The 11,377-nt window shown below is 70.9% G+C and carries 14 protein-coding genes; all 14 read left to right on the top strand.

The window, feature by feature from the left end; genetic code table 11:
- The first annotated feature begins 125 nt into the window (after positions 1-125).
- The 14 genes from asnB to QSK20_RS18270 all read left to right on the top strand — a co-directional run bounded on the left by asnB (position 126) and on the right by QSK20_RS18270 (position 11,374).
- On the top strand, positions 126-1,988 hold the full coding sequence (asnB, locus tag QSK20_RS18335; RefSeq protein ID WP_285789808.1) for an asparagine synthase (glutamine-hydrolyzing): 1,863 nt from the start codon (positions 126-128) through the stop codon (positions 1,986-1,988).
- Between the two features lie 109 nt (positions 1,989-2,097).
- Positions 2,098-3,102, top strand: coding sequence for a methyltransferase (locus QSK20_RS18330; RefSeq protein WP_285789807.1), 1,005 nt, complete (start codon positions 2,098-2,100; stop codon positions 3,100-3,102).
- A 48-nt stretch (positions 3,103-3,150) separates the two neighbouring features.
- Positions 3,151-4,068, top strand: coding sequence for an NADH dehydrogenase [ubiquinone] iron-sulfur protein 5 (locus QSK20_RS18325; protein WP_285789806.1), 918 nt, complete (start codon positions 3,151-3,153; stop codon positions 4,066-4,068).
- Between the two features lie 73 nt (positions 4,069-4,141).
- Positions 4,142-4,879, top strand: coding sequence for an SDR family NAD(P)-dependent oxidoreductase (locus QSK20_RS18320; RefSeq protein WP_285789805.1), 738 nt, complete (start codon positions 4,142-4,144; stop codon positions 4,877-4,879).
- Positions 4,879-5,754: an NAD(P)-dependent oxidoreductase gene (locus QSK20_RS18315; RefSeq protein WP_285789804.1), complete on the top strand. Its 876-nt coding sequence runs from the start codon at positions 4,879-4,881 to the stop codon at positions 5,752-5,754. Before QSK20_RS18320 ends, QSK20_RS18315 begins: the two co-directional genes overlap by 1 nt.
- A 159-nt stretch (positions 5,755-5,913) precedes the next feature.
- Positions 5,914-6,237, top strand: a complete 324-nt coding sequence (locus QSK20_RS18310; protein WP_275028338.1) for a TcmI family type II polyketide cyclase — start codon at positions 5,914-5,916, stop codon at positions 6,235-6,237.
- A gap of 41 nt (positions 6,238-6,278) precedes the next feature.
- Positions 6,279-6,713 (top strand): cupin domain-containing protein, encoded by a 435-nt coding sequence (locus QSK20_RS18305; RefSeq protein WP_285789803.1) that lies wholly within the window; start codon positions 6,279-6,281, stop codon positions 6,711-6,713.
- A 35-nt stretch (positions 6,714-6,748) separates the two neighbouring features.
- On the top strand, positions 6,749-7,981 hold the full coding sequence (locus tag QSK20_RS18300) for a beta-ketoacyl-[acyl-carrier-protein] synthase family protein (RefSeq protein WP_377660363.1): 1,233 nt from the start codon (positions 6,749-6,751) through the stop codon (positions 7,979-7,981).
- Positions 7,978-9,195: a ketosynthase chain-length factor gene (locus tag QSK20_RS18295; RefSeq protein ID WP_285789801.1), complete on the top strand. Its 1,218-nt coding sequence runs from the start codon at positions 7,978-7,980 to the stop codon at positions 9,193-9,195. Before QSK20_RS18300 ends, QSK20_RS18295 begins: the two co-directional genes overlap by 4 nt.
- A 34-nt stretch (positions 9,196-9,229) precedes the next feature.
- Positions 9,230-9,487, top strand: a complete 258-nt coding sequence (locus QSK20_RS18290) for an acyl carrier protein (protein ID WP_285789800.1) — start codon at positions 9,230-9,232, stop codon at positions 9,485-9,487.
- A gap of 2 nt (positions 9,488-9,489) precedes the next feature.
- Positions 9,490-9,948 (top strand): SRPBCC family protein, encoded by a 459-nt coding sequence (locus tag QSK20_RS18285; RefSeq protein ID WP_285789799.1) that lies wholly within the window; start codon positions 9,490-9,492, stop codon positions 9,946-9,948.
- Positions 9,949-9,978: 30 nt separating this feature from the next.
- On the top strand, positions 9,979-10,728 hold the full coding sequence (locus tag QSK20_RS18280) for an SDR family NAD(P)-dependent oxidoreductase (protein ID WP_285789798.1): 750 nt from the start codon (positions 9,979-9,981) through the stop codon (positions 10,726-10,728).
- A 2-nt stretch (positions 10,729-10,730) separates the two neighbouring features.
- Positions 10,731-11,063 (top strand): antibiotic biosynthesis monooxygenase family protein, encoded by a 333-nt coding sequence (locus tag QSK20_RS18275; RefSeq protein ID WP_285789797.1) that lies wholly within the window; start codon positions 10,731-10,733, stop codon positions 11,061-11,063.
- On the top strand, positions 11,060-11,374 hold the full coding sequence (locus QSK20_RS18270; RefSeq protein WP_285789796.1) for an antibiotic biosynthesis monooxygenase family protein: 315 nt from the start codon (positions 11,060-11,062) through the stop codon (positions 11,372-11,374). Before QSK20_RS18275 ends, QSK20_RS18270 begins: the two co-directional genes overlap by 4 nt.
- Positions 11,375-11,377: the final 3 nt, after the last annotated feature.

Below are 11,377 nucleotides of genomic sequence, written 5' to 3'. Positions count from 1 at the left end.
CCCGAGGCAGACCCGAGACGGGCCGCTGAGCATCGACCGCGAGCAGGCGACCGGGCGGCGTGACGCATCGCCCCGGTCCGGGGCCGCGCTGCACGCCTAACGACGCGAACGTGAGGAGACGAGCCATGTCGGGTATCGCTGGCTGGGTTGACTACGAGCGGGACCTGTCCCGCGCGCAGGCGACCGTCCGTGCCATGAGCGCCACGATGGCCAACCGGGGGCCGGACGCGGAGGGCGTCTGGACGTCCCCGCGCGCCGCCATCGGTCACCGCCGGCTCGCCCTGGTCGAGCTGGACGGCGGTCGGCAGCCGTACGTCGTCGAGGCGGACGGCCAGGTCCTCGCCGTGGTCGCCGTCGACGGCGACGTCTACAACGCGCCCGCGCTCCGCGCCGAACTGGAGTCGCACGGGCACCGGTTCCGCAGCCGGGGCGACGCCGAGGTGGTGGCGTACGCGTACCTCCAGTGGGGCGCCGGGCTGGCCGAGAGGCTGGAGGGCGGCTACGCCTTCACGGTCTGGGACGTCCGCCGCGAGGAGCTGCTGCTGGTCCGGGACCGGCTCGGCAACAAGCCGATGTTCTACTACCCGACCCCGCACGGCGTGCTCTTCGCCTCCGAGCGCAAGGCGATCCTGGACCACCCGCAGGCCGAGGCCGTGGTGGACCTCGACGGCCTGCGCGAGATCCTCTCCTACGCCGGCACCCCCGGCCACGGCGTGTTCAAGGGCATGCACCAGGTGCGCGCCGGCCACGTCGTACGGGTCACCCGTTCCGGGCACCGGGAGGAGCGCTACTGGGCGCTGGAGGCGCAGCCGCACACCGACGACCTGGACACCACCGTGGCCACCGTCCGGGAGCTGCTGGAGCAGTCGGTGGGCGGGCAGCTCACCGCGGACGTACCGCTGGGGATGATGCTCTCCGGCGGCCTGGACTCCTCCGGGGTGACCGCGCTGGCCGCGCGGGCGCTCAAGGAGCGCGGCGAGGGGCCGCTGCACACCTTCACCGTCTCGTTCGGCTCGGCCGAGGAGTTCACCCCCGACGAGGTCTGGGGCTCCTCGGACGCGCCGTACGTCAAGGAACTGGTCGACGCGATCGGCGCCGAGCACACCGACATCGTGCTGGACACCGCCGACCTGCTCGACCCGATCGTGGCGGCGAATGCCCTGCGGGCCAAGGACGTGCCGAGCCCACTGGGCAACATGAACACCTCGCTGTACGTGCTCTGCCGCGCGGTGCAGGAGCACACCCCGCTGGCCCTGCTCGGCGACGCCGCCGACGGTGTCTTCGGCGGCACCATGTGGATGTCGATGCCGCCGCTGATCGAGGCGCAGACCTTCCCGTGGATCGCGATGGCCCACTGGGGTGGCGGCAGGCACGGCATGGGCACCGACCTGGTCGACGCGGGCCTGCTGGAGCGGCTCGACATGCGCGGCTACACCAGCGGCCGGTACCGGGAGGCGATGGACCGGGTGCCGTTGCTGCCGGGCGAGACCGGCCAGGAGAAGCGCATGCGGGAGATGTGGTACCTGAACGTCACCAACTGGTTGGAGACGCTGATCCCGCACTCGGAGTCGATCGCCGGTTCGGTCGGGCTGGCGCTGCGCCTGCCGTACTGCGACCACCGCCTGGTGCAGTACGTCTACTCCGCGCCGTGGGCGCAGAAGAGCTTCGACGGGCGGGAAAAGAGCCTGCTGCGCGCGGCCGTCAAGGACGTGCTGCCGCCGGCCATCGTCGACCGGAAGAAGTCGCCGTACCCGGTGACCCAGGACGCCGCGTACGCCAGGGCGCTCTGCGACCAGCTCCTGGCGCTGACCGCCGACCGCGACGCCCCGATCGCCGGGCTGGTGGACACCACCGCCGCGAAGGCGTTCGCCGCCGACCCGGAGAGCCTGATCTCCGGTCCGCGCGCCTGGGTGGCGCGTACCCACGTGGAGATGCTGTTCCAGCTCAACATGTGGCTCGACCAGTACCGGGTGCGGGTCGACCTCTGACCGGCACCGTCCCAGTCGTCTTCGATCCCTCGTCGAGGAACGGCTGCCAGCGTTTCGAGCATCGTGGCGACCACCACGGCCCGCACCACACTCCGAAGGAGCCTTCGCAATGGGAACCAAGAACTCTGACCTGTCGATCCTCGACCTCGCGGCGGGCTACTGGTCGGCCAAGACCTTCCTCAGCGCGGTCGAGCTGGGCCTGTTCGGCGTCCTCGCCGACGGCGGCCGGACCGAGCCGGAGATCCGCGAGACGCTCGGGCTGCACCCCCGGGCCAGCCGCGACTTCCTCGACTCGCTGGTCGCGCTGAAGGTGCTCGACCGGGACGCCGAGGGGCGTTACGCGATCAGCGCCGCCGCCGCCAACCAGCTCGACCCGAAGCACCCGTCGTACCAGGGCGGCTTCCTCCGCATGCACGCCTGGCAGTACGGCGTCTGGGGCAAGCTGACCGACCTGCTGAAGACCGGCGACATGCAGGCGCACACCGACCGTGACTTCAACAAGTTCTACTCGCGTCCGGAGTCGGTGCGGAACTTCATGTCCGCCATGGACGGTGCCAACTCGGCGGTCGGCCCGGCCCTGGCCGAGAAGTTCGACTGGACCGAGGTGTCGTCCTTCGTGGACGTCGGTGGGGCCCGGGGCAACATCGCCGCGGTCATCGCCAAGGCCCACCCGCAGCTGGACGCCGGCACCTTCGACCTGCCGCCGGTGAAGCCGTTCTTCGACGAGCACATGGACCGGCTGGGCATGACCGACCGGGTCACCTTCCACGCCGGTGACTTCTTCGACGACAGCCTCCCCACCGCCGACGTCCTGATCTTCGGGCACGTGCTGCACGACTGGAACGACGAGCAGCGGATCGCCCTGCTGCGCAAGGCGTACGAGGCGCTGCCGGTCGGCGGCCGGGTCATGGTGTACGACGCCCTGATCGACGACGACCGGCGTGAGCCGGCGAACCTGCTGCTCAGCCTCAACATGCAGCTGGTCACCCCGGGCGGCGGCGAGTACACCGGGGCGGACTGCCAGGGTTGGATGCGCGAGGCCGGCTTCACCGAGACCTCGGTCCTGCCGTTGACCGACGCAGACTCGGCCGTGATCGGGCGCAAGACCGCCTGACCCACCGGCCGGGATCCATCCGAACCCTCCACAAAGGAGAAAGTTCCTGTGACAGCGAAACCCGATACCGGACGCGCCGTCTCGCGTCGTCGCCTGCTGCTGGGCGGTGCCGCCGGGGCCGCCCTGGCGGGCCTGGCCGTGGCCGCGCCCGCGAAGGCCGCGCCGGCCCCCGCCACCGGTCCGGCTCCGGTGGACATCGTCATCCACCCCGACAGCTTCACCGCGCCGGGCCAGCTGCGCGGCGGCTCGGTCACCTTCCGGGTCAGCACCCCGGAGCCGGGTGGCCGGTCGCTGCTGCTGATCCGGCTGCGGTCGGGGGTGTCGGTGGACCGGTACCTCACCGCGTTGGCCGCCACCTCGGCCTACGACCCGGCCGAGCGGGCCGCCGCCGAGCGGGAGCTGGTGGCCTGCGCCGAGAACCTCGGCGGCGCGGTCGTGACGCCGGACTCGCGGGTGTCGTTCACGCAGTTCCTGCTGCCGGGCACCTACCACCTGGTCAACTTCGACTACACCAGCGCCACGGCGGTGCCGCAGGTGAAGCCGCTGACGGTGACCGGGCTGGGCGTCCCCCGGTTCCCGGACGTCGACGACTACGTCCTGCACCGGGAGCGCAACGACTCCGTGTCGTTCCTGGTGCCGAGCCGGAAGCTGAAGGCCACCGGTGAGCACCTGGTCGTCAACACCACCCGGCACAACAACGAGGCGGTCCTGTCCCGGCTCGCGCCGGGCGCGACGGCCGAGGACGTGGCGGCGTACTTCGAGGCGATCAAGAACGGCCAGTGGCCGAGCGAGTCCCCGGTGACCACCATGCCGATCGGCCTCGCCCCGCTCTCGGCCGGCAAGCAGGCCATCGTCCGCACCGAGCTGACGCCGGGCGCGTACCTCCTCTACTCGTACGCGACCAACGCCACCACCGGCCACCCGCGTGCCGTCGAGGGCCTGTACCGCCTGATCACGCTCGTCTGACCGAGTTCTGAGAACCATCGAGTGCGCGGCGCCGTCGGCCCTGCCGGCGGCGCCGCCCGAAACCGGAGGAATCGTGGATCTTCAACTGGCCGGCAAGCGCGCCCTGGTCACGGGTGGCACCCGCGGCATCGGACGGGCGATCGTCACCGCCCTGGCCGGGGCCGGCGCCTCGGTCGTCACCTGCTACCGGCACGACCACGAGGCGGCGGAGAGCCTCACCCGGGACCTGAAGGCGACCGACGGCAACCACCACGTCGTCCAGGCCGACCTGCGGAAGCCGGAGGACGTCACCCGGCTCGTCGAGTCCGCGAAGAACGAGCTGGGCGGGCTGGACATCGTGGTCAACAGCGCCGGGGTGGACAGCCACGCGCCGGCCGCCGAGGTGACCCTCGACGAGTGGCGGCGGGTGCTGGACACCAACCTGACCGCGTTCCACCTGGTCACCCACGCCGCTCTGCCGCTGCTCGGCGCGGGCGCGTCGATCGTCGTCGTGGGCGCCTCGGTGAGCACCCGGGGCCTCGCCGGCAAGGCCCACTACACCGCCAGCAAGGCCGCCATCAACGGCTGGATGCGCTCGGTGTGCAAGGAGGTCGGCCCGCGCGGCGTCCGGATCAACGAGGTCTCCCCCGGCATCATCGAGACCGAGCCGGGCGCCGGCCTGCCGCCGGAGATGTACGAGCGGATCAAGTCCAACGCCGCGCTGCGCCGCCTCGGCACCTCCGAGGACGTGGCGAACGCGGTCCTCCTGCTGGCCAGCCCGCTTTCGGCGTACGTGACCGGGGCGACCCTGCACGTGGACGGCGGGATCTGATGGCCGGCCGGAAGGTGGCCGTCCTCGGCCTGGGCGGCATGGGCGGCGGGATGGCCCACCGGCTGTTGGACAGCGGCGTGGAGCTGACCGTGTGGAACCGGACCGCGGCGAAGGCCGCCGGGCTGGTGGCGGCCGGGGCACGGCAGGCGGACTCGCCGGCCGAGGCGGTCGCCGGGGCGGACGTGGTGCTGGTCAGCCTCGCCGACGAGGAGGCCGTCGAGCAGGTCCTCTTCGGCGCGGTGTGCGCGGCGGCCCGGCCGGGCACACCGATCGTCGACACCTCCACGGTCTCCCCCACGTACGCCCGGGAGGCGGGCGAGCGGGCGGCACGGGCGGGGGTGAAGCGGATCGAGGCGTGCGTGGTCGGCAACCCGCACCAGGCCCGTAACGGCGAACTGCGGGTGCTGACCGCCGGCACGCAGGCCGACCTGGCCGAGGTGGAGGACATTCTCGCCCTGCTCGGTCCGCAGGTGGTCTACCTGGGCCCGCCCGGGATGGCCGCCACCATGAAGCTGGTCTTCAACGCCATGCTCGGCGCGCAGGTCGCCTCGATGGCCGAGGCGGTCGCCTACGGCGAACGCTCCGGCCTGGACCGGGACATGCTGCTGATGGCGGTGGAGCGCAGCGGCTTCAGCTCCAAGGTGATGTCGTTCCGGGCCGCGCTGATGCGCGAGCGCAGGTACGAGCCGGCGGCCTTCCGGACCCGGCTGATGAACAAGGACCTCCGCCTCGCCCTCGCGGAGGCGGCCAAGGTGGGCGTGGACATGCCGGTCATCGAGCGGTCCGCGGTCACCTTCACCGAGGCGATCGACGCGGGCTACGGCGACCAGGACGCCGCCGCGGTGCACGAGATGATCGGCCGGCACGACGCCTGACGGCGGTTCCCACCCCGGTGGATTCGCGAATGCTCCATCCGGGCTTTAAGCGCCTTCGAGGCGCCGACGAAATCATTTCGCAGTAGAGACCGGGATGCCTGGCCGACCCTGATCGGCACTCCTGGCGATCAACCCTGCATCAGCCGAAAGGAGAGGACTGTGCACCGGACGCTCATTGTGGCCCGTATGAACCCGGCGGATGCCGCGTCGGTCGCCAACATTTTCGCCGAATCGGACGCCACCGAACTGCCGCACATGATCGGGGTGGACCGGCGGACGCTGTTCCGTTTCCACGACCTCTACTTCCACCTCGTGGAGGCGGACCAGTCCATCAACCGCGACCTGTACAAGGCCCGCAGCCACCCGCTCTACCAGGACATCCACGACAAGCTGGCGCAGTTCATCAGCCCGTACGACCCGGCCTGGGCCGAACCGAAGGACGCCATGGCCGAGCCGTTCTACACCTGGACGCCGGACAAGTGACCGTCATCGGAACCGGCACCGCAGGCCGAGAGGAGAAAACCGTGACCACCACGTCAGCAGCCACGAAGGTTTCGTGGAGCGACGTTCAGCCGAACCGTCGGCGCGGCGGTGATGTCCGTATCCTGCTGAGCCCGAAGACGGTGAAGTCCACCACCGGATTCGGCGGAATGCTCACCCTGGAGCCGGGCGAATTCGTGTGCGAGCACATCCACCCGTATTCGGAGGAGTCCATCTACGTGGTGAGCGGTCAGATCACCATGCGGATCGACACCGAGTACGTCGACCTCGGCCCGGGTGAGGCGTGCCTGGTGCCGATCAACGTCAAGCACCGGGTGGAGAACCGCGGCCAGGAGCCGGCCCAGGTGATCTTCCACCTCTGCCCGCTCGCGCCCCGGCCGGAACTGGGTCACATCGACACCGAGTTCCTGCCCGGCCGGGAGAACGAGCCGGCGCCCCAGGTCGGAGGGCACCAGTGAGCGCACCGCGCGTCGCGGTCACCGGCATCGGCGTGATGGCGCCGGGCGGCGTCGGTCGCCAGGCGTTCTGGGACATGCTGACCGCCGGCCGGACCGCCACCCGACGCATCACCTTCTTCGACCCGTCGGACTTCCGCTGCCAGGTCGCCGCCGAGATCGACTTCGACCCGGCGAAGATGGGCCTGACCCCGCAGGAGGTCCGGCGGATGGACCGGGCCGCCCAGCTGGCCGTCCTCGCCACCCGCGAGGCGGTGCAGGACAGCGGCCTGGCCCTGGCCGACCTGAACCCGACCCGTACGGCGGTCACCGTCGGCAACGCGGTCGGCTGCACGATGGGGCTGGAGACCGAGTACACCGTGGTCAGCGACGGCGGTCGCAAGTGGATCGTCGACCACGAGTACGCGGTCCCCGAGATGTACGACTACTTCGCGCCCAGCTCGCTGGCGCGCGAGGTGGCCTGGGCGACCGGTGCCGAGGGTCCCGCCTCGGTGGTCTCCTCCGGCTGCACCTCCGGCATCGACGCGCTCGGCTACGCGGCCAACCTGATCCGCGAGGGCACGGCGGACATCGTGATCGCCGGGTCGACCGACGCGCCGATCTCGCCGATCACGGTGGCCTGCTTCGACGCGATCCGGGCCACGTCGACCTTCAACGACACCCCGGAGTCGGCCTGCCGGCCGTTCGACGGCAACCGGCGCGGGCTGATCCTCGGCGAGGGCGCGGCGATGTTCGTGCTGGAGAGCGCCGAGTCGGCCCGCCGCCGGGGCGCGCCGATCTACTGCGAGATCGCCGGGTACGCCACCCGGGCCAACGGCTTCCACATGACCGGCCTCAAGCCGGACGGACGGGAGATGGCCGAGGCGATCCGGCTGAGCATGGATCAGGCGCGGCTGAACCCCGAGGACATCCACTACGTCAACGCGCACGGGTCGGGCACCAAGCAGAACGACCGGCACGAGACGGCGGCGGTCAAGGCCAGCCTCGGCCAGCACGCGTACGCCACCCCGATGAGCTCCATCAAGTCGATGGTGGGTCACTCGCTGGGCGCGATCGGCTCGATCGAGGTGGCCGCCTGCGCGCTGGCCGTCAAGCACAACGTGGTGCCCCCCACGGCCAACCTGACCACCAGGGACCCCGAGTGCGACCTGGACTACGTACCGATGATCGCGCGTGAGCACCGCACCGACGCCGCGCTCAGCGTGGGCAGCGGTTTCGGCGGCTTCCAGAGCGCGATCCTGGTCGTCGACCCCGAGGCGGTGCCGGCATGAAGACAGCGGTGGTGACCGGCCTGGGCGTCATGGCGCCCAACGGCATGGACACCGAGACCTACTGGTCGTCCATCCTGGACGGGAAGAGCGGCATCAACCGCATCCAGCGGTTCGACGCCCCGCGCTACCCGGTGAAGCTCGCCGGTGAGCTGGCCACCTTCGACCCGAGCGAGCACGTGCCGAGCCGCCTGCTGGTGGAGACCTCGGCCATGAGCCACCTGGCGTTCGTGGCCGCCGAGATGGCGATCAAGGATGCCGAGGTCGACCTGACCCAGCTCCCCGAGTACGAGATCGGCGTGATCACGGCGAACGCCACCGGCGGCGTCGAGGTCGGCCAGCGGGAGCTGGAGAAGCTCTGGACGCAGGGCCCGGAGCACGTCAGCGCGTACATGTCGATCGCCTGGTTCTACGCGGCCACCACCGGGCAGCTCTCCATCCGGCACAAGCTGCGCGGGCACTGCGGGGTGGTGGTCTCCGAGCAGGCCGGCGGCCTGGACGCGATCGGCCACGGCCGCCGGGTGCTGCGGCAGGACCACCAGCTGGTCCTGGTCGGCGGCACCGAGTCGGCGATGTCGCCGGCCGGTGTGGTGGCTCAGATGCCCACCGGCAACCTGAGCCACAGCGACAACCCGGACGCGGCGTTCCTCCCGTTCGACACGCGGGCGAACGGCTACGTCCCGGGTGAGGGCGGCGCGATCCTGGTGGTCGAGGACGCCGAGACCGCCCGTCGGCGCGGCGCGCCGCGCGTCTACGGGGAGATCGCCGGGTACGCGGCCACCTTCGACCCCCGCCCCGGCGGGGACCGTAAGCCGACCCTGGAACAGGCCGCCCGACTGGCGCTCGCCGACGCGGGCGTCGAGCCCGCCGACGTGGACGTGGTCTTCGCCGACGCGTACGGCGTGCCGGAGCTGGACCGGGTCGAGGCGGCGGCGATCAGCGCGATCTTCGGCCCGAACCGGGTGCCGGTGACCGCGCCGAAGACGATGACCGGCCGGATCTACGCCGGCGCGGGCGCCCTCGACACGGTCAGCGCCCTGCTCTCCATCCGCGACGGCGTCATCCCGCCGACGATCAACGTCGACACCCTCGCCCCCGGCTGCGACATCGACCTCGTCCGGGAGCGTCCCCGTACCGCGCCGGTGCGCACCGCGCTGGTGCTCGGCCGCGGGCACGGCGGGTTCAACTCCGCCGTCGTCGTCCGTGCCACCTCGTGACGATCCACCACACAACCGACTGGAGGCTCCTGCCATGCGTGAGATGACCCTGGACGACCTGACGCGCGTGATCCGCGCGACGGTGGGCGTGGACGACTCGGTCGACCTGAGCGCCGACATCCGCGACACCCTCTTCACCGACCTCGGCTACGACTCGCTGGCCCTGCTCGAGGTGGTCAGCCGGCTGGAGAAGGAGTTCCCGGCCTCGGTCCCCGAGGAGAAGATCAGCGACCTGCGCACCCCGCGCGAGCTGATCGAGTTCGTCAACGCCCAGCTCACCGCGGCGGCGTGACGATGGCCGAGAAGACGGAGTGCGCCGTCGTCATCGACGCGCCGATGGACCTGGTCTGGGAGATGACCAACGACGTCCCGAACTGGCCGGACCTCTTCACCGAGTACGCCTCGGCGGAGGTGCTGGAGCGGGACGGGAACACCATCCGGTTCCGGCTGACCATGCACCCGGACGAGAACGGCCGGGTCAACACCTGGGTCTCCGAGCGGACCTCCGACCCGGCGACCCGGACCGTCCGGGCGCACCGGATCGAGACCGGCCCGTTCGACTTCATGAACATCTTCTGGGCGTACCGCGAGGTCGACGGCGGCGTGGAGATGCGCTGGGAGCAGGAGTTCCACGTCAAGGACGAGATGCCCTTCGACGACGCGGCCATGGCCGCGCACCTGCTCAAGAACTCGGCCATCCAGATGGCGGCCATCAAGGAACGGATCGAGAAGGCCGCTGTCGCCCGCTCCTGAAGCCGGCGCCACCCCTTACCTGGAGGACTGATGGAACAGCTACTTGCCGGCAAGAACGCCCTGGTCACCGGCGGTACGCGCGGCATCGGCCGGGCGATCGTGCTGACCCTGGCGAAGGCCGGCGCGAACGTGGTGACCTGCTACCGCTCCGAGGGCGAGGCCGTGGAGAGCCTGGCCCGGGAGCTGAAGGACACCCCGGGGCAGCACCACCTGGTCCGCGCCGACGTCGGTGACGCGGAGCAGATCGACCAGCTGCTGGCCGAGTGCAAGGTCCGGCTGGGCGGCCTGGACGTGGTGGTCAACAACGCCGGCGTGATCAGCCACATCGGCTACGACGACCTGTCGCTGGCCGACTGGCACGCGGTTGTCGACACCAACCTGACCGGCACCTTCCTGGTCGTCCAGAAGGCCCTGCCGCTGATGGGCGAGGGCGCGTCGGTGGTCAACATCGGCTCCCGGGTGGCCAAGGTGGGCATCCCGATGCGGGCGCACTACACCGCGGCCAAGGCCGGCCTGGTCGGGCTGACCCGTTCGCTCTGCAAGGAGCTGGGCCGTCGGGGCATCCGGGTGAACCTGGTCGAGCCGGGCGTCATCGCCACCGAGGAGATGGCGCGGCTCACCCCGGAGCAGCGGGCCGCCATGGAGGCCCGGTACGCGCAGCTCACCTCGCTCGGCCGGCTCGGCCACGTGGACGAGGTGGCCGAGGTCGTGCTCTTCCTGGCCAGTGACAAGTCCCGCTACGTCAGTGGCGCGCAAATCCCCGTCGACGGAGGTATCTGATCATGAGCAACCCCGTGTTCCGGGTCATGCTGCGGTTCGACATCAACCCGGGGATGGAGGACGGCTTCGAGCAGACCTGGCTCTCCATCGGCAGCGTCATCACCGATCACCCGGCCAACCTCGGCCAGTGGCTGCTGAAGGACTCCACGCAGGACTCGACCTACTACGTCATCAGCGACTGGGTGGACGAGCCGCGGTTCCGGGAGTTCGAGCACAGCGACGAGCACGTGGAGCACCGCAAGAAGCTGCACCCGTACCGGCACGGCGGGGCGATGTTCACCATGAACGTCGTCTTCGCGCTGCCGGCCGGTGAGGCCGCGAAGGCCCTGCGGTGAGCGCCGCCGGTCGCGCCCGGGTGATGGTGTGGCACCGCGCGCCGGCCGACGACGCGGACGCGGTCGCGAAGGCGTACGACCAGATCAGCCGGCACCTGGAGGGCACCCCCGGCCTCATCGGCAACGAGCTGCTGCGGTCCACCACGGACCCGCACCGGCTGGTGGTGCTCAGCGAGTGGGAGAGCCTGGCGGCCTTCCGGGTCTGGGAGGAGGGCGTCTCGCACCGCCCCTCCACCTCTCCGCTGCGCCAGTACCAGGACCGCGAGCAGGAGAACTTCTTCGAGGTCTTCGAGGTGTCCGCGGCGTTCTGAGCG

This window comes from Micromonospora sp. NBRC 101691 (assembly GCF_030269285.1).
Classification (GTDB): Bacteria; Actinomycetota; Actinomycetes; order Mycobacteriales; family Micromonosporaceae; genus Micromonospora; species Micromonospora echinospora.
Note: the sequence above shows the minus strand (reverse complement) of the source record. Positions and strands in the feature narration are given on the sequence as shown.

Coding starts and splice junctions, on each gene's coding strand:
- QSK20_RS18290 (WP_285789800.1), top strand. CDS start 9,230: ATGCGTGAGATGACCCTGGACGACCTGACGCGCGTGATCCGCGCGACG.
- QSK20_RS18285 (WP_285789799.1), top strand. CDS start 9,490: ATGGCCGAGAAGACGGAGTGCGCCGTCGTCATCGACGCGCCGATGGAC.
- asnB (WP_285789808.1), top strand. CDS start 126: ATGTCGGGTATCGCTGGCTGGGTTGACTACGAGCGGGACCTGTCCCGC.
- QSK20_RS18280 (WP_285789798.1), top strand. CDS start 9,979: ATGGAACAGCTACTTGCCGGCAAGAACGCCCTGGTCACCGGCGGTACG.
- QSK20_RS18300 (WP_377660363.1), top strand. CDS start 6,749: ATGGCGCCGGGCGGCGTCGGTCGCCAGGCGTTCTGGGACATGCTGACC.
- QSK20_RS18330 (WP_285789807.1), top strand. CDS start 2,098: ATGGGAACCAAGAACTCTGACCTGTCGATCCTCGACCTCGCGGCGGGC.
- QSK20_RS18275 (WP_285789797.1), top strand. CDS start 10,731: ATGAGCAACCCCGTGTTCCGGGTCATGCTGCGGTTCGACATCAACCCG.
- QSK20_RS18315 (WP_285789804.1), top strand. CDS start 4,879: ATGGCCGGCCGGAAGGTGGCCGTCCTCGGCCTGGGCGGCATGGGCGGC.
- QSK20_RS18295 (WP_285789801.1), top strand. CDS start 7,978: ATGAAGACAGCGGTGGTGACCGGCCTGGGCGTCATGGCGCCCAACGGC.